20 protein-coding genes and 2 tRNA genes are annotated in these 24,482 nt (G+C 65.2%); 6 read left to right on the top strand and 16 right to left on the bottom strand.

Features of this window, described 5'->3' with window-relative positions:
- Positions 1 to 21 precede the first annotated feature (21 nt).
- The 5 genes from K225_RS0107375 to K225_RS0107345 form a co-directional block, all read right to left on the bottom strand.
- Positions 22 to 111: transfer RNA gene (locus K225_RS0107375), tRNA-Ser, on the bottom strand.
- A gap of 33 nt (positions 112 to 144) precedes the next feature.
- Positions 145 to 1,461 (bottom strand): serine--tRNA ligase, encoded by a 1,317-nt coding sequence (gene serS / locus K225_RS0107370; RefSeq protein WP_026435806.1) that lies wholly within the window; start codon positions 1,459 to 1,461, stop codon positions 145 to 147.
- 33 nt (positions 1,462 to 1,494) lie between these two features.
- Entirely contained in the window at positions 1,495 to 2,436 is a 942-nt protein-coding gene (locus K225_RS0107365) for a threonine/serine dehydratase (RefSeq protein WP_026435805.1), read from the bottom strand.
- Positions 2,437 to 2,860: 424 nt separating this feature from the next.
- The gene (gene ispH, locus K225_RS0107350; RefSeq protein WP_026435804.1) at positions 2,861 to 3,856 is read right to left on the bottom strand and encodes a 4-hydroxy-3-methylbut-2-enyl diphosphate reductase; all 996 of its coding nucleotides are present in this window, start codon (positions 3,854 to 3,856) and stop codon (positions 2,861 to 2,863) included.
- A 3-nt stretch (positions 3,857 to 3,859) separates the two neighbouring features.
- Positions 3,860 to 4,324 carry a peptidylprolyl isomerase gene (locus K225_RS0107345; protein WP_026435803.1) on the bottom strand — a complete coding sequence of 155 codons (465 nt, stop codon included), beginning with the start codon at positions 4,322 to 4,324 and terminating at the stop codon, positions 3,860 to 3,862.
- A 97-nt stretch (positions 4,325 to 4,421) separates the two neighbouring features.
- Here K225_RS0107345 and radC point away from each other — a divergent pair, with 97 nt between their 5' ends.
- On the top strand, positions 4,422 to 5,135 hold the full coding sequence (radC, locus tag K225_RS0107340; RefSeq protein ID WP_026435802.1) for a DNA repair protein RadC: 714 nt from the start codon (positions 4,422 to 4,424) through the stop codon (positions 5,133 to 5,135).
- A gap of 50 nt (positions 5,136 to 5,185) precedes the next feature.
- Positions 5,186 to 5,836 carry a Smr/MutS family protein gene (locus tag K225_RS0107335; protein WP_026435801.1) on the top strand — a complete coding sequence of 217 codons (651 nt, stop codon included), beginning with the start codon at positions 5,186 to 5,188 and terminating at the stop codon, positions 5,834 to 5,836.
- A gap of 143 nt (positions 5,837 to 5,979) precedes the next feature.
- Here the strand turns inward: K225_RS0107335 and K225_RS0107330 are convergent, their stop codons facing one another.
- Positions 5,980 to 8,028: a bifunctional 2',3'-cyclic-nucleotide 2'-phosphodiesterase/3'-nucleotidase gene (locus tag K225_RS0107330; protein ID WP_026435800.1), complete on the bottom strand. Its 2,049-nt coding sequence runs from the start codon at positions 8,026 to 8,028 to the stop codon at positions 5,980 to 5,982.
- Positions 8,029 to 8,222: 194 nt separating this feature from the next.
- Between K225_RS0107330 and K225_RS0107325 the strand changes: the two genes are divergently transcribed.
- Positions 8,223 to 8,310: transfer RNA gene (locus K225_RS0107325), tRNA-Ser, on the top strand.
- 291 nt (positions 8,311 to 8,601) lie between these two features.
- On the opposite strand, the gene mobB is transcribed toward K225_RS0107325, so the two are convergent.
- The 3 genes from mobB to torT all read right to left on the bottom strand — a co-directional run bounded on the left by mobB (position 8,602) and on the right by torT (position 13,222).
- Entirely contained in the window at positions 8,602 to 9,330 is a 729-nt protein-coding gene (gene mobB, locus K225_RS20520; protein ID WP_081679617.1) for a molybdopterin-guanine dinucleotide biosynthesis protein B, read from the bottom strand.
- Positions 9,331 to 9,404: 74 nt separating this feature from the next.
- Entirely contained in the window at positions 9,405 to 12,065 is a 2,661-nt protein-coding gene (locus K225_RS0107315; RefSeq protein WP_026435799.1) for a molybdopterin-dependent oxidoreductase, read from the bottom strand.
- Positions 12,066 to 12,193: 128 nt separating this feature from the next.
- Positions 12,194 to 13,222, bottom strand: a complete 1,029-nt coding sequence (gene torT / locus K225_RS20515; RefSeq protein WP_162143886.1) for a TMAO reductase system periplasmic protein TorT — start codon at positions 13,220 to 13,222, stop codon at positions 12,194 to 12,196.
- Between the two features lie 146 nt (positions 13,223 to 13,368).
- Here torT and K225_RS22755 point away from each other — a divergent pair, with 146 nt between their 5' ends.
- On the top strand, positions 13,369 to 16,362 hold the full coding sequence (locus K225_RS22755) for an ATP-binding protein (protein WP_162143885.1): 2,994 nt from the start codon (positions 13,369 to 13,371) through the stop codon (positions 16,360 to 16,362).
- On the opposite strand, the gene K225_RS0107300 is transcribed toward K225_RS22755, so the two are convergent.
- From K225_RS0107300 to K225_RS0107270, 7 genes are all read right to left on the bottom strand, one after another.
- The gene (locus K225_RS0107300) at positions 16,332 to 17,090 is read right to left on the bottom strand and encodes a response regulator (protein WP_034712011.1); all 759 of its coding nucleotides are present in this window, start codon (positions 17,088 to 17,090) and stop codon (positions 16,332 to 16,334) included. The two genes, K225_RS22755 and K225_RS0107300, sit on opposite strands and share 31 nt — an antisense overlap.
- Before the next feature lie 117 nt (positions 17,091 to 17,207).
- A complete protein-coding gene (gene arsB / locus K225_RS0107295; RefSeq protein ID WP_026435796.1) occupies positions 17,208 to 18,233 on the bottom strand; it encodes an ACR3 family arsenite efflux transporter in 1,026 nt (341 codons plus the stop codon).
- 73 nt (positions 18,234 to 18,306) lie between these two features.
- On the bottom strand, positions 18,307 to 18,807 hold the full coding sequence (locus tag K225_RS0107290) for an arsenate reductase ArsC (RefSeq protein ID WP_026435795.1): 501 nt from the start codon (positions 18,805 to 18,807) through the stop codon (positions 18,307 to 18,309).
- A gap of 43 nt (positions 18,808 to 18,850) precedes the next feature.
- Entirely contained in the window at positions 18,851 to 20,095 is a 1,245-nt protein-coding gene (gene arsJ, locus K225_RS20510) for an organoarsenical effux MFS transporter ArsJ (RefSeq protein ID WP_034712006.1), read from the bottom strand.
- Between the two features lies 1 nt (position 20,096).
- The gene (locus K225_RS0107280; RefSeq protein WP_026435794.1) at positions 20,097 to 21,140 is read right to left on the bottom strand and encodes an ArsJ-associated glyceraldehyde-3-phosphate dehydrogenase; all 1,044 of its coding nucleotides are present in this window, start codon (positions 21,138 to 21,140) and stop codon (positions 20,097 to 20,099) included.
- 133 nt (positions 21,141 to 21,273) lie between these two features.
- Positions 21,274 to 21,741, bottom strand: coding sequence for an ArsI/CadI family heavy metal resistance metalloenzyme (locus tag K225_RS0107275; protein WP_026435793.1), 468 nt, complete (start codon positions 21,739 to 21,741; stop codon positions 21,274 to 21,276).
- Between the two features lie 17 nt (positions 21,742 to 21,758).
- A complete protein-coding gene (locus K225_RS0107270; RefSeq protein ID WP_026435792.1) occupies positions 21,759 to 22,082 on the bottom strand; it encodes a helix-turn-helix transcriptional regulator in 324 nt (107 codons plus the stop codon).
- A gap of 91 nt (positions 22,083 to 22,173) precedes the next feature.
- On the opposite strand from K225_RS0107270, the gene arsA reads away from it, so the two are divergent.
- On the top strand, positions 22,174 to 23,934 hold the full coding sequence (gene arsA / locus K225_RS0107265) for an arsenical pump-driving ATPase (RefSeq protein ID WP_026435791.1): 1,761 nt from the start codon (positions 22,174 to 22,176) through the stop codon (positions 23,932 to 23,934).
- 140 nt (positions 23,935 to 24,074) lie between these two features.
- The gene (locus tag K225_RS0107260) at positions 24,075 to 24,398 is read left to right on the top strand and encodes an I78 family peptidase inhibitor (RefSeq protein WP_051248755.1); all 324 of its coding nucleotides are present in this window, start codon (positions 24,075 to 24,077) and stop codon (positions 24,396 to 24,398) included.
- The last annotated feature ends 84 nt before the right edge of the window (positions 24,399 to 24,482 follow it).

Here is a 24,482-nt window from a genome sequence, read left to right as displayed (position 1 = left end):
CAATCACTTAGGCTTCTATGCTGGCGGAGAGGGTGGGATTCGAACCCACGGTAGTGTTGCCACTACGCCTGATTTCGAGTCAGGTACATTCGACCACTCTGCCACCTCTCCTGTGTGTCGAAGCCTGCGAGTATAGCAAGGTTTTCAGGGCGTGAGCACGGCCTTGCCGCCCAGATAGGGGCGCAGCACCTCGGGCACCACCACGCTGCCATCAGCCTGCTGGTAGTTTTCCAGCACGGCCACCAGGGTGCGGCCCACGGCCAGGCCCGAGCCGTTCAGGGTGTGCAGCAGCTCGTTCTTGCCTTGTGCGTTCTTGAAGCGGGCCTGCAGGCGGCGGGCCTGGAAGGCTTCGCAGTTGCTCACCGAGCTGATCTCGCGGTAGGTGTTCTGCGCGGGCAGCCACACTTCCAGGTCGTAGGTCTTGGCGGCGCCAAAGCCCATGTCGCCAGTGCACAGGCTCATCACGCGGTAGGGCAGGCCCAGCTTCTGCAGCACGGCTTCTGCATGGCGGGTCATTTCTTCCAGCGCTTCGTAGCTCTTGTCGGGGTGCACGATCTGCACCATCTCGACCTTGTCAAACTGGTGCTGGCGGATCATGCCGCGCGTGTCACGGCCATAGCTGCCGGCCTCGGAGCGAAAGCACGGCGTGTGGGCCGTGAGCTTGATGGGCAGCTCGGATTCGGCCACCACCACGTCGCGCACGAAGTTGGTCAGCGGCACTTCGCTGGTGGGGATGAGGTACAGCGCGGCGTTGTCAGGCACGGGCTCGCCGTCCTGGCCACCCTTCTTGGCGGCGAACAGGTCGCCCTCGAACTTGGGCAATTGGCCGGTGCCCTTGAGCGAGTCGGCATTCACGGCGTAGGGCACATAGCACTCGGTGTAGCCATGTTCCTGGGTCTGCACGTCCAGCATGAACTGGCTCAACGCACGGTGCAGGCGGGCAATGGGGCCCTTCATCACGGTGAAACGCGAGCCCGAGAGCTTGACGCCCATGTCGAAATCCAGGCCCAGCGGCGTACCCACGTCCACATGGTCCTTCACTTCGAAGGCGAAAGCGGCGGGCGTGCCCCAGCGGCGCACTTCCACATTGCCGGCCTCATCGCTGCCCACGGGAACCGATGTGTGCGGCAGGTTGGGCACGGCCGCCAGCATGGCCTGCAGCTCAGCCTGGATCTGGTCCAGGCGGGCTGCGGATTGTTCCAGTTCTGCCTTGCCCGCAGCCACCTGGGCCTTGACGGCCTCGGCGCCGTCCTTGTCACCCCGGCTCATCAGCATGCCGACCTGCTTGGACAGCTGGTTGCGCTGGGCCTGCAGTTCTTCGGTGCGGGTCTGCAGCGTCTTGCGCTCGGACTCCAAGGCCTGGAAAGCGGAGACGTCCAGGAAGGCCTGGGGCTTTTTACGGGTTTCCAGGCGCGCGATGGCGGTGTCGAGGTCTTTGCGAAGGAGAAGGATGTCAAGCATGGGCTGGATTTTAAAGGGGCAGTCGGTGCCGGCTCAGGCAAGCGTTCCAGGATCAAAGTTGGCGCCGCACAGAATGAGGGCGACCGTCTCCTGCGGCTGGGGCTGGTAGGCGCCGGTCTGCAGCGCCGCCAGGCCCAGCGCGGCAGCGGGCTCCACGGCCAGCTTCAGCTCCTTCCACAGCCAGCGCTGGGCGGCGCGAATCGCGTCGTCGGGCAGCAGCAGCGCATCGTGCACATGCCGCTGGCTCACTTCCCAGCCGATGGCGCCGATGCGGCGGGCGCCCAGCGAGTCGGCGGCCACGCCACCCACCTCTACGTCCACCGGCTGGCCCGCAGCACGCGCGGTGTGCAGTGTGGGCGCGCGTTGGGGCTCCAGCGCCACCACATCGGCGCGGCTCTCCACCCACGCAGCCACACCGCCGATGAGGCCGCCGCCGCCCACGCTGACCAGCACGCTGTCGGGCAGACGTCCGGCCTGTTCCTCCATCTCCAGCGCCAGCGTGCCAGCACCCGCCACCACCTCGGGCTGGTCATAGGCGTGGGCCTGCAGGGCGCCGGTGACCTGCTGGCGGACCACGCAGGCTTCAAACGCCTCGGCATAGGTCGCCCCCGTGGCGACCACCTCGGCCCCCAGGTCGCGCAGGCGTGCACGCTTGGCCTCGGGCGAGGTCTCGGGGACGAATACTTCGCAGCGCACGCCCAGGGCCCTGGCGGCAGCGGCCACGGCAATGCCGGCGTTGCCGCCGGATGCGATGATCACGCCGCTCTCAGGCACGGGGTTGGCCAGCAGGCGGTAGAGCATGCCGCGCGCCTTGAAGCTGCCGCCCACCTGCAGGTGTTCCAGTTTCAGCCAGACCTCGCCGCAGCCCACCCCCAGGGATCGGCCCGGCACGCGCATCAGCGGCGTGGTGCGCAGAAAGTCAGGCTGGGCGGCCAGTTGGCGGCGGGCAGCGGCAATGGCGTTGCGGTCGATCATGCAGGGGCTCCGGGCGGGCAAGGACAGGCAGTTTAGAGGGTGGTGCTGCGCGAAGCCTGGCAGAGCAGACCCACGAACCGGCGCCCCCAAACTTTGCGCACGCGCAGCGCGGAAGCGAGCGACATGCCGTCGCCGGCCATGCCCGGCAACCAGCGCGCGCAGGGTGCGGTCAGCGCCTGTGCGCAGGCCGGGCAAGGACCCCAGCTGGCACGCAGCCCCTGGCCAAGTTGTGCAGCGTGATGACCAGGGCCGCCTTGAGCGTGCCCCCCGATCTGCGCGTGATCGGGCTGCCGCTGGATCTGTGGAGCGGGCCGGCGGTGCCGCTGTAGCAAGCGGGGTGCGGTATTTGAATCAAAAAGACCGCCAGCGCATGTCCATCAAACGCAAGAAGCTCTCAATCAAGAAGCAATCGCAAAGAAATCACTCAATGCCCCGCCGGCCCCGTCTCGGGCAGGCGCTCGGAAATTTCCAGGCCGGTGGCTGCATCGATCTTGAGGCCTTTGGGCAGCGGGAACTTGATGGTTTCCTCGATGCCCTGCATCTTGCGCACCGACACCGCGCCCAGCGCCTTGATGCGCTCGATCACCTGTTGCACCAGGATTTCGGGGGCCGAGGCGCCCGCCGTGAGGCCCACGCGCGCAATGCCGTCAAACCATTCGTGGCGCAGCTCGTCCACGCTGTCCACCATGTAGGCCGTGGTGCCCAGGCGGGCCGCCAGCTCGCGCAGGCGGTTGCTGTTGGAGCTGGTGGGGCTGCCCACCACGATCACCAGGTCCACCTGCGGGCTCAGCAGCTTGACGGCGTCCTGCCGGTTCTGCGTGGCATAGCAGATGTCCTGCTGCTTGGGCTCGCGCACCTTGGGAAAGCGCGCGCGCACGGCGGCGGTGATTGCGGCGGCGTCGTCCACGCTCAATGTGGTCTGCGTGACCACGGCCAGCTTGTCGGTCTGCGCGGGCTGCACAAGGGCCACATCGGCCACTTCTTCCACCAGGTGGATGCCATGGTCGAGCTGGCCCATGGTGCCTTCCACCTCGGGGTGGCCCTTGTGGCCGATCATGATGAACTCGTAGCCCTCTTTCGCGAGCTTGGCCACCTCGACATGCACCTTGGTCACCAGCGGGCAGGTGGCGTCGAAAATGCTGAAGCCGCGCGCCTGGGCCTCCTGCTGCACCGCGCGGCTCACGCCGTGGGCGCTGAACACCAGCGTGGCACCGGGCGGCACGTCGGACAGTTCTTCGATGAAGATTGCGCCCTTGGCCTTGAGGTCGTTGACCACATAGGTGTTGTGCACGATTTCATGGCGCACATAGATCGGGCGGCCAAATTTCTGCAGCGCACGCTCGACGATCTCGATGGCGCGGTCCACGCCGGCACAAAAGCCGCGCGGCTCGGCCAGCAGGATTTCCTGGGGTTTGTTCATGGCTCAGAGCACGCCAATGATCTGCACTTCAAACGTCACCGGCTGGCCCGCCAGGGGGTGGTTGAAGTCGAACAGCACGGCGCCGTCGTCGCGCACCTGCATCACCGCGCCGGCATAGCTGCCCTGCCCGTCGGGCGTGGGGAACTGCACCACGTCGCCCACGCTGTATTTCTCGTCCGGGTCGCCCAGCTCGTTCAACAGCTTGCGCGCCACCCATTGCTGCATGTCGGCATTGCGCTCGCCAAAGGCTTCGCCGGCGGCCAGCTCGAACGTGGCGTGCGTGCCTTCGGGCAGGCCCAGCAGGCGCTGCTCCATCGCGGGCGACAGCTCACCCGTGCCCAGCGACAAGGTGGCGGGTTTGTCCTCGAAAGTGTTGATCACATCCCCGGCCGGACCGGCCAGGCGGTAGTGCAGCGTAAGGAAAGAGCCGGACTGGACGGCGGGAAGGGAGGCGGCGGTAGTGGTCATGAAAGTCCCGATAAACTGCCCCGATTGTAGAAAACCGGGCAAACCCCTACCGGCAGCACCCACCGGTGCCCAGCCCTGTACGCACTTTCCTCGCGCCATGCCCCTCAAAGACCTGCCCGCCGATGCCCAGCCCCGCGAAAAACTGCTGGCGCGCGGCCCCGCCGCACTGGCCGACGCCGAGCTGCTGGCCATCTTGCTGCGCACCGGCATCGTGGGCAAGGGCGTGCTGCAGATGGCGCAAGAGCTGCTCGACCCGCCCGGCATCGACCCGGCCACGGGCCGCATCACCGGTGGCTTCGGCGGCATTGCCGGGCTGCTGCACACCAGCGCGGCCGACCTCGAACGCATCAAGGGCCTGGGCCCTGCCAAGCGCGCCGAGCTGGTGGCCGTGCTCGAACTGGCCCGCCGCGCCCTGGCGCAGCAGCTGCGCGAGCGCGAGGTGTTCGACTCGCCCGACGCCGTCAAGCACTACCTGCAGCTGCACCTGGGCGCCAAGGGGCATGAGGTGTTTGGCGTGCTGTTCCTCGACAGCCAGAACCGCCTGCTGGCCATGGAAGAACTCTTCCGGGGCACGCTCACGCAGACCAGCGTGTACCCGCGCGAAGTGGTGCTGCGCGCCCTGCACCACCAGGCCGCCGCCGTGGTGCTGGCGCACAACCACCCCAGCGGCAGCGTGCAGCCCAGCCGCGCCGACGAGGCGCTGACCCAGACCCTCAAGACCACGCTGGCGCTGGTGGACGTGCGCGTGCTCGACCATGTCATCGTGGCACCCGGCCAGGCCTTGTCGATGGCCGAGAAAGGGCTGGTGTGAAGCCACCGGCCCAGGCCCCGCGCGCCCCGGACGGGCAGCGCCGCCCCAGCCTGCGCCTGCATGACCTGCGCGACCTGGCGGCGGTGGGTCGCCTGCTGCGCGAAGCGCAGCAGCGTGCCGCAGCCGAGGCCCAGGCCCGCCGCGAAGCCGCGGCCCGGCAAGAGGCCGAGCGCACCCTGTTCAGCCGCAGCGTGGGCCGCATCACGCCCCTGCGCCCGTCCAACCTGGCGCAGCTGCAGCCACAGCAGCCCCCGCCCCTGCCCGTGCAGCACTGGCTGGATGAAGAGCGGGTGCTGCTCGAATCCATCAGCGATGACTTTGACGTGAGCACCCTGCTCGACACCGATGACCAGCTGAGCTTCCGCCGCCCGGGCATCGGGGTGGAGATCACCCGCCGCCTGCGCTCGGGCCACTGGAGCATCCAGCGCCAGCTGGACCTGCACGGCCTGCGCGTGGACGAAGCCCGCGAAGCCCTGGGCAACTTCATCCGCCTCGCCCACAAGACGGGCCTGCGCTGCGTGCGCGTGGTGCACGGCAAGGGCCTGGGCTCGCCCGGCAAAAGCCCGGTGCTCAAGGGCCGCGTGCAAAGCTGGCTGGTGCAAAAGAAAGAGGTACTGGCCTTCGTGCAGGCCCGCCCCATCGATGGCGGCGCCGGGGCGCTGCTGGTGCTGCTGCAGCCAGCGGGTGGGGGCAACGCCTGAAGTCGAATGAAAACTGACTATACCAACCGTACGACAGGCATCAATAGCTATTATTCAAATAGCAAAACCACCCCGAAGATGCCCACGGGACAGTTTTGAACGACACGGCCTGCCCGGCCCATGGGGTAGGCAGGCCGGTCTGTTTACCTGGACAAGTCCACCGCGTACTTGGACGTTCCCTTGCCGCTACCGTCATCGGCGGCCACCAGGCTCACATTGTTCAGGCCCGCGGCCTGCGCCACGGCCAGCGCGTTGGCGCCGGAGCTGAACACCACCGGCCCGGCCACGCTCACCGGGGCAAAGCGCCAGCTCTTGGCGGCGCCGTTGGCGGCACGGGTCACGGCGGGGTTCTTGCGGATGTAGTCGATCACCACATCGCGGTTGGTGTCGGGCGAGGCCCAGAGGGTGGCCGTACCGTCCAGCTTGCCCAGGATGCTCTTGCCGCTGGTGGCGCGGTAGTTGTTGGTGGCGATCACGAACTCTTGCGCCGCGTTGATGGGTTGGCCCAGGTAGGTGAGGTTCTTGATGCGGCTGCCCACAGGCTGGGTCACGTCGATCTCGTACTGCACGTCGGGCGTGGTGAACATGTCGTAGTTGTAGCCCGGGAAACTGCTGATGAGCTGCTGCTCACCGGTCTTGGCCGGGTCGATTTGGTTGAAGCGCTTGGCCACGGATTCCAGCCAGGTCTTGATGTCCGCACCATTGACCTTCACGGCATACACCGTGTTGGGGTAGAGGTACAGGTCGGCCGCGTTGTTGATGGCCAGCGGGCCTACGGCCACGTCGGTGTAGTCCGACCCGCCCTGGAAGCCGCTCTTGAACGGGGCGCTGACCGACAGCACCGGCAGCGCGGCGTACTGCGGCAGGCTGGCCTGGATGTAGGCCGCCACGTAGGCCTGCTGCGCCTGGTTCACGATCTGGATCGCGCCGGGGTCGCCCACGTCGGCAAACAGCGTGCTCATGCGGAAGTCGGTCTGGCCGATGGGCGTCTTCACATACTGGATGGCGGCCTGGTGCTGCGTCTCGATCAGCGGCGCCACGGTGGCATCGGGGTCCACGTAAACCGTGGTGCCGGCAGCGTTCTTGCTCTGGATGTTGCGCAGCTCGCTCTTGCTGGCCGCCTTGTTGACGACCCACTTGGAGCCGTCCCACAGCAGTGCGAGCTGGATGACGCCCAGCGCCTTGCCCCAGGAGCTGGCCATCACGGCGGGCACGCCGTTGATGGTGCCAGCCTTGTTGTCCACGCCCGCCTGGCTGTAGGCGGGCGTGGCCGCCGTGTCGGGGAACACGCTGTGCTGGTGGCCCATCACCATGGCGTCGATACCCGCCACCTTCGACAGGTACAGGCCGGGGTTCTCCATGGTGGGCGAATAGGCCGAGCTGTCCAGCCCGCCGTGCAGCAAGGCCACCACGATGTCGGCGCCCTTGGCGCGCAGCTCGGGCACATACTTGTTGGCCGCCTCCACGGCGCCTTCGGTATAGACCTTGCCTTCGAGAAAGCGCTTGTCCCAGTTCATGATGCCGGGGGTGGTGAAACCGATCACGCCCACCTTGATGGGCAGTTTCACTTCCTTGCCGTCCGTGCCCTTGGCAATGAGGGAGCGCTCCAGCAGCGTGTAGGGCTGCACCAGCGGCTTTTGGGTCTTGCTGCTGTACACATTGGCCAGCGCCATGGGATAGCCGGCGCCCGCGCATTTCCTGGTGGCATCGACCCCGTCCACATCCAGCCCGCCGCCCAGCACCTGGTTCAGGAAAGGCAGGCCGTAGTTGAACTCGTGGTTGCCCAGCGTGCCGGCGTCAAAGCCTAAAGCGCCCATGGCCTTGTACATGGACAGCTGCTGGGTGCAGGGGATGGGGCTCACGGTGGCCTCGTAATCGGCCAGCGCCGTGCCCTGAATGGTGTCGCCGTTGTCCACCAGCAAGGTGTTGGCAAACTCTTTGCGCGCGGCGCGCACCAGCGTGGCGGTGCGCTCAAAACCGTAGGTCTTGTCTTCGGCCAGCTTGAAATAGTCGTAGCTGCGCACATTGAAGTGCAGGTCGGTCGTCTCCAGCACGGCCAGCGTGGCGGTGGCACCGGCGTTGGTGGAGCCGTCACCGCCGCAGGCGGTCAGGAGGGCCGCCGCAGCGACCACGCCGAGGGTGGCCACACGGCGCGAAATACGGACCGGGTCGCGAAAAGAGGGTTCCAGCATGAAAAGGCCCATGGGTTGAAGAAGGGCCTGAGTGTCTGGACACTGTTTGACAGGGCTGTGACCTGTGCAGACGCGGGCGCCGAAATGCCCCTGCCCCCGGTGCCCGCCAGCGACACCAACGCACTGCTCGGGTCACTGGGCATGCCACGCCAATCGACGCCGGCGGGCGGGCTAGAATACGCGGCTTCCAATCGGGAGACTTGGGTGAGTGGTTTAAACCAGCAGTCTTGAAAACTGCCGACGGGCAACCGTCCGTGAGTTCGAATCTCACAGTCTCCGCCAGATAGCCAAGAAACAAGCGCCTCTCAGGCGCTTTTCCTTTTTTACCCACAGCCGGTGTCTGGTACCAGCAGCGGGTTTACTTCGCGGTATCTTTATGCAGGAGTTAAACATACGTCCTGAGGGGTGGGGGCATGGGCGGGGTGTGGAGCCCCAACGCTCCCGGAGATCGACGCGAATGGCTGGGTAGCGAAGATGAATCGGCGTTGTTTACGAGCGCGGCTTGGCTGCGTTGCCCAAATGAACATGTCTGCTTCAGGCTGGTTGCTGCCGGTGACCGAACATGCCTGAGTATCAGGTTGTCGAGGATGCAGGGGTCGAATGACCGCCGCCATCTGTCACGGGCCACTCAAAACACGCCAGCATGGTCGCGCTTCGAGCACGACTCGTCGCGCCCGAAGTGGGCGGCTGTGACGGCCCGCAGCGGAAGTTGCACACGTCCGCTCCAACCTCCTCTGTTTCGCAGATCACACGCGCTTCAGGTTCGGAGATTGCGGTTGCAAAATTTGTCTCCAAAAATTCAGCCGCGGGCCGACCTTTCCTCAACACCAGGTCCGCTATCGCTTTGGTATCGGAGAGCTCCAGTTTGAATGTATCGGAAGGCAGCAGATGCAATGCGTCACTGGCCGTCGCGACAATACCCGGCCAGCTCCTGCCCAGCGGCGGCTTGCTTACCGCGGCTCGCCAGACCTCCAGCGTCGGGAAATCGCCACTCTTGAAGCCTTCGAGCAGCACCACGTCACACATTTGAAGACGTGCCAGCAGGTACTCCAGTGGTGGTTCAACGGCGCCGCGCAACTCGTGCATCAGTGCCCAGCGGTTGTGCCCCAGCAGCATGACCTCCGTACACCCGGACTCCCGCAGGCGGTAGGAGTCTTTGCCGGGACGATCGACCTCGATGTCCTTGTGGCTGTGCTTGATCAGGGAGACCTTGAGCCCGCGGGAGCGAAGCTCGGGAATCAGCTTTTCGAGCAGGGTGGTCTTGCCCATGCCCGAGTGGCCCGTGATGCCGAAGATTTTCATGGTCTTGTGCTCGCGTCGTGAAACGGAAGTGCCGGCGCAGTGCCGACACTCCCGATGCAACGCGCCGTTGTGCGTCAGGGCACGATGGCGTCCTTGGCGTTCTTCTCCAGGAAGTCCAGCACCACCTTGCGCTGGAGATCGTCCAGTCCTGCCCGCGGGAACATGCTCTGCGTGATGCCGTGCCACTGGCTCTTGGTGAAGTCGCCCGGCTCGCGCGGCACGTGACACACGGTGCAGCGCTCGTAGAACAACTTCTCGCCCGGCAACATGGCACCCATGGTCGCGCCCTTGACGATGTTGGCGCGCTCGCTCAGCTTGAGTGCATCGACATCCAGCTTGCTTTGCGCCACCCGTTCGATCACTGGCGGCTCGTACGCGCGGTTGACCGACTCGGCGTCATCGCAGCGCTTGAGGTTGGCAATACAGGTGTTGGCGCTGGTGGCCTGGCTCAGGCCGCTCGATGCCACGCTGGTCGTGATGATGTTGATTGCACCGCTGTTGCAGCGGCCCTTGGAGTCGAGCTGGATCCAGTTGCCCTCTTCCAGGCTGACCACGCCCTTCATGATTTTTTTGGTGACCACCGCACCGGCAATCAGCGCGCCACGATCGTTGTACAGCTCGACCAGGTCACCGCTCTTGATGCCCTTGGCGGCGGCATCTTCGACGCTGATGAGCACATGCTGGCGCCCCTTCACGTTCTGCTCCAGACGCACGTCGGCGTTGGCCATCTGCGAGTGCACCCGGTTGTAGGGGTGCGGACTGACCACATGCACCTGCCCGGGCTTGGCATTGCCCAGGAACTCCACCGGCTCCAGATACTTCGGAACTGGCGGACAGTCAGGCACGTTGAAGCGCGCAATCTCGGAGCAGAACAGCTCGATCTTGCCGGACTTGGTGTGCAGCGGGTTTTTCACCGGGTCGGTATAGAAGTCGCCGTGGCGCACCCACTGGCGCATCTTCTCGGGCACGTCGATGCGCACGATACCGTCTTTCCAGAACTGGTCGAACGGTAGCTTCTGGCCGGTCGCTGCGTACGAGGCCTTGAGAATATCCATGACCGACTTGCCTTCGGTGAAACCGTACTCGACACCCATCAGTGCAGCCAGGCGGCGGAAGATCTCGAAGTCGTCCAGGCTCTCGCCGTAAGGCTTGATGACCTGACGCATCGCGTAGATCTTGTCGTTGCTGTAGGTGCCGCCGGTGCTCATGTCGTCGCGCTCGAGGGCCGAGGTGGCAGGCAGCACGATGTCGGCAAAGCGCGAAGAGGCGCACCACCAGGGGTCCTGGCAAATCACCGTTTCGACCTGCTGATTCATCGCACGCAGCAACTCGTTGGTGTTTTGCTGGTGCGACATGAAGTTGTTGCCAGCGGTGTAGATCAGCTTGACCAGCGGATACTTGTGCGTCGCGCCATCGCGGGTGTATTCCTTGCCGGGGTTCATCAGCATTTCGCTGATGCGCGAGGCCGGGCAGCGTGCCTTGATCGGGTTGCGCCCCTGGGACAAGCCGACCGGCATGATGGCGTTGGACTGCACCATGCCGCCACCACCGTAATGCCAGCTGAAGCCCACGCCTTCGCCCGGCTTGCCGATCTTGCCGAGCATGGCTGCGAAGTTGATGATCGCCCAGTGTGCCATCTCGCCGTGGTGTGCGCGCTGCAGCGACCAGGCGCCAGCGAACTGTGTGCGCTTGGAGGCAAACAGCTCGGCGAGCTCGACGATCTTGGCGGCTGGAATGCCGGTGATCTTGGCGGCCCACTCGGGGGTCTTGGGCGGCGTGCCGTCACCATCCTCGCCCAGCAGGTAGGCCAGGTACTTGTCGAACCCAACGGTGTACTTGGCCAGATAGGCCTTGTCATGCTTGCCGGTGGTGTAGACATGGTAGGCCATGGCCGAGAACAGCGCCACGTCCGTGTTCGGAACGATCTTGACCCACTCGGAGCCGACGGCATCGTCGGTCGGCGTGTACTGCGGGTTGATGGATATGAACTTGACACCGCGCTCCTTGATCTTCATCCAGCGCGGGAACATCTGGTGGTCGGCGACCGTGAACTCGATACGGTTGTTTTTGAACGGGTCGCAGCCGATCCAGACCATGACCTCGGTGCGCTCGGCCATCACTTCCCATGAAGTCTGGGGCGAGTACACCTCCATGTCGCCAATGATGTGCGGCAGGCTGACCTGCGAAGCGCCGCCGGAATAGTCGCCGGTGGTGACCGAATGACCACCGATCAGGCCGAACAGGCGGCCCTGCAGCACCTGCGGACGCAGCAGGCCGGCGTGCGACCAGCCGCCGTAGGAAGCGCTGAACAGCGCCTCGTTGCCATGTTTCTCTGCCGTGCGCACAATGGCATCGGCCGTGAGCGCCAGCGCCTGTTCCCAGCTGACGCGCACAAAGGGCTCCTTGCCGCGCAGGTGAGGCTTGGTGTCGCCCGTGGGGTTGGCCAGATAGGACTTGCGCACCATCGGGTACTTCACACGGGTCTTGTGATAGACGCGGCCGATCAGGCCCTCCGTGAGCATGGTGGTGGGTGTGGCGTCCACGTCCTTGAGCGGCTGGATGCCGACCAGAACGCCATTCTTCACCACGGCCTTGAACGGGCCCCAGTGGCTGGCACTGGGAATCACCTGCGTGTCGGCGGCAAACACTTCGTCAGCTGCGAACCAGGTCAGGCCGGTGGTAGTCACTGCCGAGGCAACCGAGGCCTTCAAAAGGCCGCGTCGGGTCATGGTCATGGTGGATCTCCTTGCGAATAAAACAGACCGATGGGGTATGTCCTGATGCTAGGAATCGCAGATCAATGGCGCGCTCGGATTTGTTGTGCTGTGCCGTGCCTTTGTTAACCGCGTTAACGGGCAGTGCGTCAGTTCGCCGCGTCGGGCCGATGGTGGAACTGGGGCATCAGCAGGGGTGGTGGCAGCGACTCGTCGATGTGGAGCTCGCCCAGATTGCCTTGCTCCACAGTGCGAATCACCGGGCCGATGTGCCGGCGGGTCGGCCGCCGCTCCAGCAGATCGACCGCCAGGCCGATCGACATCCGGCCCTGGAGCACGGGGGCATCGGTCGGGGCGGCGAGGATGCGGCCTCGCAAGATGCCCCGGTGCACCGCCGGCGTGAAGTAGGTCGATACGATGCCTATCCGGTCCTGCAGGCCGCGTTCGCGCAGCACGCTAATGGCGGCTTCCGCCATCAGGGCATTGCCGACCACAAAGTCCAGGTCCTTGTGATCATCGAGCACCTGCTGCAGCAGATTGCGCTGCACGGCCTTGCCGGTGTCGCCCCATGCGGTCCTGCGGATGACGACGCGGCTGCCGGCGATGGCCTGGCGAAAGGCGCGGTCCACGCCTTCGCTGACACTGTGCGGCCCCGGGAACCAGGCCACCTGCACTGGAGGGCCGTCGCCCCGCGTCTGGCGAACCAGAAAGCGGCCAGCCGCCTGGCCCATGTCGTCCCAGTCCACGCCCACCTTGCCCGAAATGCCGACGTCGTCAATGGCATTGACGGTGCCAATGACGGGCATGCGCGCTGTCAGCTGGCGCAGGTACGGGGTCATGACATCATGGGAGACGGCACCGATGATCAGGGCGTGCACGCGGCGGTCTGAGGCACAGGCCTGTATCTGGGCGCGCTGGACCGCCAACTGGGCATATCCGCCGGCCTCGGCAAATCGCACCTCCACACGCAGGCGGCGCGCTTCCTCCACCATGCCGTAGTTGACTCCCAGCCAATACGCATCCTTGATGTGCGGCACCACCACGCAGAGCACCCAGGACTGGCGGGCGGGCGCGGCCGGCGTGTACTCGGCCCGCACGGGCGCGGGCGCCATGAATGGCGGCTCCCAGCTCAGGATGGGTTGGGCCGCAACGGGTGCGACCACCACGGACCAGGCCATGCACAGACCCCACAAGGAAGCGGCGGCTTGTCGCAACGGATGAAGGGAAAGAAAGGCGGACGTCATGCCCGCGGACTGTAATCCGGTTTCCGAATCAAAATAGCATGGCAGATGGCTTTGGCCGGTACTCGAACGTTGGACTGGAAATGATGCTCCCCTGGATCAAGCGGCTCGACCGCCGGCTGGGCTTGATCGGCAAGATCGGGCTGGCGTTGACCGTGGGCGCGCTGCTGACGGCGGCGGTGGCGGCCACGGCCTGGCTCAGCTTTAACCAGGTGGTCGGGCTGCAGCGCCGCATCATCGACAACACGGTGCCGGCACTGGAAGCGGTCGGTGCGGTTATCCAGCTCAACAACCGCACCCTGGCGCTGGTCGATCAGCTCCGGCTCGCGCAAACCGTCGATGAGGTCGATGCCTTTCAACGCCAGGGCGACGCGCAACTGGCCCAGGTGCGCAACCTGCTGGGGCGTCTGGAACAGCAGGACTTCGAGCCCCAGTTGGAACAGGCCCTGGCGGTGACGGTCCAGGAGATGCACACCAACCTCGGGTTGCAGGCCAGCAAGGCGCGGCAGTCACAGCAGGTGCAAGCCGAGATTCGCCAGGCCCAGCAGGCGCTGCACCGGGCCGTGGCCGAGCTGATGTTGCTGGCGGAGGCGCTGGCGGCGAATGCCTCGACCTTTTCCGCGGCCACCGTGTCCAGTCTCTACCCCATGGTGGAGCGCGGCGCCAGCCGGGACGAGATCCTGGAGTCACTGGACCGCCTGATCGAGGTGGACATCGATCGCATGGAGCGCATGTCCGAATTGCAGCTCGTTTGCTTCCGGATCAAGACCACGCTCGATCGCGTGGAGAGTGCCCCCACATCGCCGGCCTTGGGGGGGCTGGGCAAAGATTTTTCAGCCGACCTTGCCATCCTGTCGCATCGGCTGCAGGACTTCCGGGACCCGACCCGCAAGGCCACAGCGCAGCGGCATGTCGACATACTGAAGGCGGCATTGACGCCGCGGGGCCTGTTTGCCTTGCAGGCTCAGCGCGTGGCGCTCGACGGGCAGCTGGCCGCTGCGCGGGATACGGGGGCTGCCCTGGCACTGCACCTGAACGAACAAGGGGCCGCACTGCTCCAGGCCAGTCAGCAGGCCATGGCGCAGGTGGGCACAGGCTCGCGTACCGCGATCGCCCGCGGAGCCGTGGGCTTTCTGGCCGTCGCCGGTGTCCTCTTGCTGACTTTGCTGGCCACGTTCTGGTGGTTCCTGCGTTACGAGTTGCTGGGTCGGCTCAAGGGCATGGAAAACGCCATGCGTGCACTCATGGCCGGCGATCACAGCGTGGCGATCACCCATCCGGTGGCCCGCCACGATCCGCTGGCGCCGCTGGTGCAGGCGCTGGAGCAGTTCCGGGAGCACGCGATCGAACGGCAACGCCTGGAGCAGTCGTTGCGCCTACACCAGCAGCAACTGGAGCAGCAGGTGCAGGACCGCACCGCGGCACTCAGCCGCAGCAACGAACTTCTGGAGCGCGAAGTCGCGCTGCACGCGCAGGCACGGAGCGAGGCCGAGGAGGCCCACCGCGCGAAGAACGAGTTTCTCGGCAGCCTCAGTCACGAGCTGCGCACGCCACTCAGCGGTGTCAGCAGCAGCGCGCACCTGCTGCGCGACACCACGCTGGACGACCGTCAACGCGAGTACCTGCGAATGATCGAGTACGCCAACGGCACCCTGCTGGAAACCCTGGAGGACATGCTGGGTTTTTCCCGCCTGGAGGCCGGCAAGCTGGAAATCACGCGGGAGCCTTTCGCGGTACGGGATGTCATCGACGACATGCTGGCACTGCAGTCCGTCGCGGTGCGCAGCAAGGGCTTGGCACTTGTGCGTGATATCGCCGATGACGTGCCAGAGTGGCTCTTGGGCGATCGCCGCAAGCTCAACCAGATCCTGCTCAACACCATCGGCAATGCCATCAAGTTCACCGACGAAGGCGAGGTCACGGTGAAGGTGGTACGTGCAGCGGACCACCCGACGGGTGTGGTGCGTCTGCAGTTTCAGGTGCTCGACACCGGCATTGGCATTCCGACTGACCAGCAGGAGGCTGTTTTCAAACCGTTTGTCCAGGTGGAGGACACGGCGCATCGTCGGCACGGCGGGACCGGACTTGGCCTGGCCATCTGCCAACGCTTGGTGGAACTGATGGCGGGGCGCCTGTGGCTCAAGAGCACGGTCGGTGAAGGCACGGAGATCGGCTTCGAGCTGCCGTTCGAGCCTGCTGCGGCGGGGACGTCGCCGGCTCCACTGCCCGACATCGCCGACCCGATCCCATCGCTGGATGTGCTGGTGGTCGAGGACGACGACATCAACCGCATCGTCTGCCAGCGTTACCTGGAAGCACTGGGCCATCGGGTGCGCCTGGCCGACAGCGGCCCCACCGCCATCGATTTGCTGCGCCATGGGGGACACACGGACTGCATGCTGATGGACATCAGCCTGCCCGGCGATTCGGGGCTGGAAGTCGCCCAGGCGCTGCGCACCCTCGACGGCGGCCGGTGGCGGGCTCTGCCCATCGTGGGCATGTCCGCACATGTCACGCCGGACATGCTTGAACACCCGGCCGCTGCCAACATGGTGGGCTTTCTCAGCAAGCCTTTCCAGCGCGGCGAGCTTGCGCGTGCACTGGCTCGGGCGCTGCAGGCCTCCTCACCCCCGACGGGTGCCCCAACATCCCCCCCACCGGTCAAGGACATGGCAGCGGCAGGCGATGCACCAACGCTGGACGAGGCCTATCTCACACAGGAGCGCGAAGACCTCGGGCTCGGTGTCCTGCGGCAATTGCTGGGCCTGTTCCGCCAAGTCTCCGATGCGTCCGCAACATCCCTGCACGATGCAGCGCAGGCCGCCGACGCCGAACAGATCCGACGGACCGCCCACCAGCTGCGCAGCGCAGCGAGCAACCTGGGGCTGCTGCGCGTCATGCAGGCCTGCCGACGCCTGGAGGACGCGGTCGGTGAAGGAGTGTTGACGACGGCGCAGCGTGTACTGCTGATCAGCCAGCTGCTGGAGGCCATTCCCGAGGGGATCGAGGCGCTCGAACGCTGGCTCCCCCCCACCGGCGAAGGGCGTCAGGATGCGGCGTTGTCGGCCAGCAGGTAACCGACGCCCCGGACGGTGACGATCAGCTCCGGGTGTCGAGGGTCTTTTTCCATCTTCTCGCGCAAGCGGGCCACCAGCACATCGACGGTGCGGTCGCCCGGGTCCCACGAGCGGTGGAAAATTTGCTGCATCAGGCGCTCGCGTTCCACCGCAGTCCCGAGGTGCCGGGCCAGGGCGGCAAGCAGATCAAATTCGCCCCGGGTCAGTATCTCCTGGCGCCCATTCGCCGCGGTGAGCTTGCGCTGCGCCAGGTCCAGCGTCCATTGGCCCAGTTTGCATTGCAGCCCGGACGCGCCTGCGGCCGAAACCGGTCGGAGGCGCCGCAGGACGATCTTCACCCGCGCGAGCAGTTCGCGCGCGTTGAAGGGTTTGGTGACGTAATCATCGGCACCGGACTCCAGGCCCACGATCTTGTCGATGTCGTCATTGCGGCCGGTCACCAGGATGAGACCGATGCTGGCGTTGTGAGTGCGCAGCTCCCGCGCCAGTTCAAGACCGTCACGACCGGGCAGGCCGATGTCCAGCAGCACCACATCGGTGGGCTGCTGGCGCAGGCAGTCCCACATTTCATCGCCATTGGCCGCCACCCGGACGCAGTAGCCTTCCCGCTCAAAGTAGGCCTTGACCCGTGTACAGGTCATAGGATCGTCGTCGACGACAAGGAGGCTGTGTGCGGCAGACAAGATGTTCGGATTTTCCCGTGTTTTGACCGGATCGAAAGTCGTCATCGGTTCCGAAAATTATATGGAACCGGAGTTTGACCGAAGGTGAATGATGGCGAAACGGCAGCCGTGGTAGAAGCTTTTTCTCCTTGGGCGGACCATGGAGACGATTCACTCGCCGACTCATGCGCGAGGCGCGTGAACACTGGGCCGCCAGGCATTGACGATTGCCACCAGCGAGAGCATCACAGGCACCTCGACCAGCACGCCGACCACCGTGGCCAGGGCGGCGCCCGAGTTGAGGCCGAAAAGCGAAATCGCCACTGCCACGGCCAGCTCAAAGAAGTTGGAGGTACCAATCAGACAGGCAGGGCCGGCGACATCGTGGGGCAGCTTGAGCAGCCTGGCGCCCCACCAGCCGATGAAGAAGATGCCGTAGGTCTGCAACACCAGGGGAATGGCAATCAAGCCGATGACCGCTGGTTTTTCAACGATGGTGCCCGCCTGAAAGCCGAACAACAGCACCACGGTTGCAATGAGGCCCACGATGGACCAGGGCTTGAGCTTCGCCACCAACGCGCCTACCGCCAGGGGAGATCTCCTGGCCAGCAGGTGGCGGGTCGCCATGCCGGCGGCCAAGGGCAGCACCACATACAGCACGGTGGACAGAACCAGGGTTTCCCAGGGCACGGTGACGTTGGTCACACCCAGCAAGAACGCCGCAATGGGCGCAAACGCCACCACCATCACCAGATCGTTCACCGACACCTGAACCAGCGTGTAGTTCGCATCGCCTTTGACGAGCTGGCTCCAGACGAACACCATGGCGGTGCAAGGCGCAACGCCCAGCAAAATCATGCCGGCGATGTACTCGCTGGCCGATTGGGGATCCACCCAGGGGGCGAAAAGGTACTGAAAGAAAAGAACGCCCAACGCTGCCATGGTGAACGGCTTGATGAGCCAATTGACAGTCAGTGTCAGCAGCAGCCCCTGCGGCTTCTTGCCGACGTCCTTGACGGCGGCCCAGTCAATCTGAATCATCATCGGATAAATCATCACCCAGATGAACACCGCCACCACCAGATTGACCTGCGCAAGCTCCAGGCCCGCGACGGCCTGAAAAAAATCCGGAAGAACCAGCCCCAGCGCCACGCCGGCGGCAATGCCCAGCGCAACCCAGATCGTCAAATACCGCTCAAACAGCCCCATGGTGGCCCTCTCCCTCTTTCAATGCAAAAGGCCTGGACCATGCACGGTCCAGGCCCGTCAAGATGTGAATGCCTTAGCCTCTGGTTTGCCCGATCTGGGCCAGCTCTTTCTGCAACGACATTTTGTCCAGCTTGTCGATGGGCAAGCTCAGAAAGAGCGCAATGCGGCGGCTCATCACGATGAACGCGTCCTTGAACGCCTTGTTCACGGCTTCCTCATCGCCTTCCACTGCCGCCGGATCTTCGACACCCCAGTGCGCCGACACCGGCTGGCCTGGCCAGACGGGGCACACCTCGCCCGCCGCCTTGTCGCACACCGTCAGCACATAGTCCATGACCGGTGCACCGGGGGCCGCAAACTCATCCCAGTTCTTGCTGCGCAAGCCCGCCGTCGGAAACCGGTTTCTTTCCAGCAAATCCAGCGCGTGCGGGTTGACCTGGCCCGCGGGGTGGCTGCCGGCGCTGAACGCACGGAATCTGTCTGCGCCGTGCTGGTTGAGTATGGCCTCGGCGAGGATGCTGCGCGCGGAGTTGTGCGTGCAGATGAAGAGCACGTTGTAGATGCGGTTTGACATGGAAAGAGCCACTTTCTGAAGCAACGGTGGAGAGGATGGCGGTTCACGCCGCAGCCGGCGCCTTATGGCCCGCAGTCAACGGCAAAGCCAGCGTGACCAGCCAGCAGATGGCCAGCATCACGGCGGACCCGATGAGGGCATACAGCAGCCCGCCCCACTGGTACAGCAGGCCGGACATCAGCGTGCCCATAAAGCGCCCCAGGGCGTTGGCGGCGTAGTAGAAACCCACGTCCTCAGCGGCTTTCTCCGAGCCGGCGTAGGCGAGAACGAGGTAGGAGTGCACGGAAGAGTTGATCGCAAACGCAAAGCCAAACAGCCCCAATCCGCCCACCACCACCCACTCCAGATAAGGTGCCTGCAGGGCTACCGCCACGGCCATCGCAACGGGAACCACCGCCAGAATGGCCGACCACAGGCGCGCGGCGGGCACCTCGGTGCTCAGGCCGTCCTGGCTGCGCCGGACCAGTTGCGGCGCCATGGCCTGCACCAGTCCGTAGCCGATGGTCCAGGCGGCCAGGAAGCCGCCCACCATCGTGAACGTCCATCCCTGCGAATACAGAAACACCGGCACGCCCACCACAAACCACACATCGCGCGCGCCAAACAACACCACCCGGGCGGCAGCCAGCGCATTGATGCCCGCGTTCTTGGCGAACAGCTCCTTGGCCGATTTCGAAGCCTTGTTTTTGCCCATCATCTGCGGCAGTGAGGTGACCACGCCCACCAGCACCAGTGCCAGCAGAGCGGCCATGGCCCACAGCGCCTGCCGAAAACCCAGCGCCTCCAGCAGCAATCCCCCCAGAAAGAATCCCACGCCCTTCATGGCGTTCTTGCTGCCCGTAAACCAGGCCACCCATTGGAAGAGCTGGCCCGCGCCCTGCTCTTTCGCTTCTGCCGAGGTGACCTTGATGGCAGATTTGCTGGCGGTTTTTGTGAGGTCTTTGGCCACGCCGCAGATGCCCTGCGCCAGCACCACCCAGGCCACCGACATGGCTACCGACCATGCGGGGTTGAGCTGCGACAGCAAGGTGAAACCGATGATTTGGGTCACCAACCCTACCGTCAGCATGCGCGTGATGCCATAGCGCGTGGCCAGCCAGCCGCCAATGAGGTTGGCCAGCACGCCGGCCGCTTCGTACAGCAAAAACAGGAAGGCCAGCGTGAACGGCGAATACCCCAGACGGTAGAAATGCAACAGCACCAGCATGCGCAGCGCGCCGTCGGTAAGTGTGAAACCCCAATAGGCCGCGGTGACGATGGCGTAGTTGCGCGTGGCGTGGCCCTGCATTTCAGAACCCCACGTCGCGCATGTGGCAGGCCAGATCCACCATGCGGCAGGCATAGCCCATTTCGTTGTCGTACCAGGCGTACACCTTCAAGAGCGTGCCGTCCGTCACCATGGTGGACAGGGCATCGACGATGGAACTGCGCGTATCGCGGGCGTAGTCGGCGCTCACCAGAGGCAACTCTTCATAGCCCAGAATGCCCGACAGGCAAGACGTGGCGGCTTGCTGGAACAGCGCGTTCACCTCCTCCGCCGTGGTCTCGCGCTGCAGCTCGAACACGCAGTCCGTCAGCGAGGCATTGAGCACCGGGGCGCGCACCGCATGGCCATTGAGCTTGCCCTTGAGTTCGGGGTAGATCAGCGCGATGGCGGTGGCGCTGCCGGTGGATGTGGGCGCCAGGCTTTCCATGGCACTGCGGGCACGGCGCAGGTCTTTGTGTGGCGCGTCCACCACCAGATTGGTATTGGTGGGGTTGTGGATGGTGGTGATTTGCCCGTGGCGTATGCCCAGGTTTTCATGCACTACCTTCACCACTGGCGCCAAGCAGTTGGTGGTGCACGAGGCGGCGGTGACGATGCGGTTTCTGGTCGGGTCGTACAGCGCGTGGTTCACACCGACCACGATGTTGAGCACATCCCCCACCTTCACGGGCGCGGCCACGATGACGCGCTTGGCACCACGATCCAGGTGGCCCTGGATGGTGTCGGGCGTCAGGAACTTGCCGGTGCATTCCAGCACCACGTCCACCCCCAGATCGCCCCAGGGGATTTCTGCCGCAGTGGCGTGCGCGCTGAACGAAAGCCGCTGGCTGCCGATGGCGATGGCGCTGTCGCCCTCGGCGTGAATGCGCTCGCGCCACTTGCCTTGCACCGTATCAAACGCCAGCAGGTGGGCGGTGGTCGCTGCGCCGCCTTTGATTTCGTTCAGGTGCACCACCTCCAGGCGATTGCCGGCACGGGGGTCATCCAGCGGGCGCTCTGCCGCACCCATGGCCGCACGCAGCGCCAGGCGGCCAATGCGGCCCATTCCGTTGATGCCGACTTTCATGGCATGCCTTCCTTTATTAATTCTACATTCATTGAAATATTGTATTTTTTAATGACAGCTGCATGACAGACACCGAAGCGGCCGAGTACCGCCGCGAGCCACCCTGCTGTCGAAGGCCTGGCTCAATAACTTTTCAGCATGGACCCGGTGCGCAGCAAGCCGACGACGCCTTTTCACGGGCTGGCGCGGGCGCACAGCATGCGCCGTCCGCAGTGGTTTTGCCCGGTTCGTTGAACACCGGGATATTGCCCAGCGTGTGGAAATGCTCCCACGCAATGCCCTGCGGATCGGTGACCCAGTGCTTCTCGCTGCGGGCATAGCAGCAGCTGGTGGCGCCCTCGTCCAGCAGCGCCATGTCGGCCGATTCCGCCCGGGCCTTCAGTTGCGCCAGCTCGGCGGCGTCGTCGACCTGGAAACCCAGGTGATCCAGCCCCGGCTGGTTGCCCCGGGTGGAGATGGCAAAGTTCACGCGCGGGTCGTCCAGCATCCACTTGGCGTAATCGGCTTCAACGCGTGCGGGCTCGGCCGCGAAGAGCCTGGAATAGAACGCAATGCTCTTGGCGAGGTCATCGACATGGATGTGGACGTGGAATCTTTTCATGAGGGTCTCCTTGATTTTCAGCAAGCGCAGGACCTTGCCTGGGGCGCCAGGCAGTCCGCGCCCTGGCAGCAGTTTTCGGTGAGAAAGCCCAGCAGCTCGTTCATGCTGGTGATCGAGGCGCGGTAAATCAGGTGGCGGCCCTGGCGCTCCTGGCTGACCAGGTCCGCATGGGTGAGCTCCTTGAGATGGAAGGACAAGGTGTTGGGCGCCACCTCCAGCAGCTCGGCCAACGCACCGGGTGTCAGCCCCTCATTGCCGGCAACGACCAGCGCACGAAACACCCGCAGGCGCATTTCCTGGGCCAGGGCAGCGAGGGAACGGACAGCGTCGATTTCGTTCATTCTATAACTATACAACGATTATCGAATTAATGTAAAGTGAACCATCTTGTCCCTCTGCAAGCCCGGCGGTTCAGCGCCACCAAGGAATTCCATGCCCGCCTCCATTCGCCTACTCGACCAGCCCACCAAATACCTGTTCTTCACCGGCAAGGGCGGCGTGGGCAAGACCTCGGTGTCCACGGCGGTGTCGATCGCGCTGGCCGATGCGGGCAAAAAAGTGCTGCTCGTCAGCACCGACGCGGCCTCCAACCTCGATGAAATGCTGGGTATCACGCTGAGCAACCAGCCCGTGGCGGTGCCGGGCGTGCCCGGCCTGCAGGTGCTCAACATCGACCCCGATGCGGCTGCGGTGCATTACCGCACCCGCGTGGTCGAGCAGATGGGTCCACAGGCCAGCGACCAGGACATTGCCACCGTGCGCGAACAACTGTCGGGCGCCTGCACCACCGAGATCGCCACCTTTGACGAGTTCTCCAGCCTCCTGTCGCAGGGCGGTGCCGCCTATGACCATGTGGTGTTCGACACGGCCCCCACGGGCCACACGCTCCGGCTGCTGAGCCTGCCCAAGGCCTGGAGCGGTTTTCTGGAGGGCAACGACCGGGGCGCATCCTGCCTGGGGCCGCACTCGGGCCTGAAGATGCAGGAGCAGCTTTTCAACGCGGCCCTGGCGGCGCTCAACGATGCCATGCTGACCACCGTGGTGCTGGTGGCCCGGCCCGAGAAAGGCGCGCTCGAAGAGGCCGCCCGGTCGTCGGACGAGCTGCGCGCGCTGGGCCTGGTGAACCAGCGGCTGGTGGTGAACGCCGTATTCCAGCGCAGCCACCCGGACGACCCGATGGCCGCCGCCATCGAAGCGCTGGGGCGCAAGGCACTTGACGAGATGCCCGCCGCGCTGCGGCCCCTGGCGGCCGACCATATTCCCCTCAGGGCCGTGGATTCGGTGGGCCTGCCCGCACTGCGCGGGCTGCTGGCCGCCGAGCCCACGCGAACGACGGGCACAGCCACCCCGTCAGCACCCACCCTCGACCACCACAAGCTGTCCGAACTGGTGGCCGAGCTTGCGCAGGGCGAGCGCGGCCTGATCATGGTCATGGGCAAGGGCGGGGTCGGCAAGACCACCCTTGCCGCGGCCATTGCGCTGGGCCTGGTCCACCACGGCAAGTCGGTGCACCTGACGACGACCGACCCGGCTGCGCACCTGGCCGCCACGCTCAACGCCGAAGTGCCCGGCCTGCGCGTGGGCCGCATCGACCCCAAGGCCGAAACGCAGAAATACGTGGACAAGATCGTGGCCGCCCGCGCCGCCACCCTGACCGAGGACGAGAAAGCCCTGCTGCTGGAAGACCTGCGTTCGCCCTGCACCGAGGAAGTGGCGGTTTTTCACGCCTTCTCGCATGTGGTGGCGCAGGCACGCAGCGCGTTTGTGGTGCTGGACACCGCGCCCACCGGGCATTCCTTGCTGCTGATGGACGCCACCGGCGCCTACCACCGCCAGATGGTGCGCGAGTTCGAGGGCAAGGCCGCAGGCCGCATCGTGACGCCACTGATGCGCCTGCAGGATGCGGACTACACCCGCATCATTCTGGTCACGCTGCCCGAGGCCACCCCCGTGTCCCAGGCCGCTGCGCTGCAGAACGACCTGCGCCGGGCCCACATCGAGCCCTTTGCCTGGGTGGTCAACAAATCGCTGCTGGCCACGGGCACGGCCGACCCGCTGCTGCAGGCCCGCCTGGACAGCGAGCGCAAACAGATGGAGCGGGTGGCCGCCTACACCCGCCACCCGGTGCTGGTGGTGCCCTGGACGGTGGAGCCCCCCATTGGCCCCGGCGCGCTCGACCAGCTGCTGGGTTGACGGCACGCATTGCCCCTTGCAACCGTCTCCAAGACCGCAAAGCAACACGGTTACCCGTGGTGACAGCCAAAGGCTCTGGCGCAAGATAAGGTGTCCCCTCACCCGGCGCGCCACGCCCCAGATTCCCACCGGAGAAAACCATGCAGATAAGCCGAACCTTCACCCTGACCACCTGCCTGTGCGCCGCCTTGCTGGCGGGCTGCTCGGGCTTGCCGGGCGGGGCGGCGCCTCCGGCCTCGGTGGGCCCTGGGCCACGGGGCGGTGTGTGCAATGCGGCGCCCGCCCAGAGGGTGATCGGCAAGCAGGGCACGCCCTCGGTGATCGAGCAGGCCCGGGTGGCTTCGGGCGCCGCCATGGCACGCCTGCTGCACCCGCGCCAGGCGGTGACGCAGGAGTTCAACACCGAGCGCCTGAACCTGGTGGTGGACAGCAATGGGCGCATCACGGCGGTACGCTGCGGCTGAACAACGCTCCGCCGCCAGAAGCACCACGGGTGCCATCGCCCTTTTGCTCCCGTTGAAATGGCTTAAAGCGCTTGCCACGCAAGC

This window comes from Acidovorax sp. JHL-9 (assembly GCF_000426205.1).
In the GTDB taxonomy this organism is placed as follows: domain Bacteria; phylum Pseudomonadota; class Gammaproteobacteria; order Burkholderiales; family Burkholderiaceae_C; genus Acidovorax; species Acidovorax soli.
Note: the sequence above shows the minus strand (reverse complement) of the source record. Positions and strands in the feature narration are given on the sequence as shown.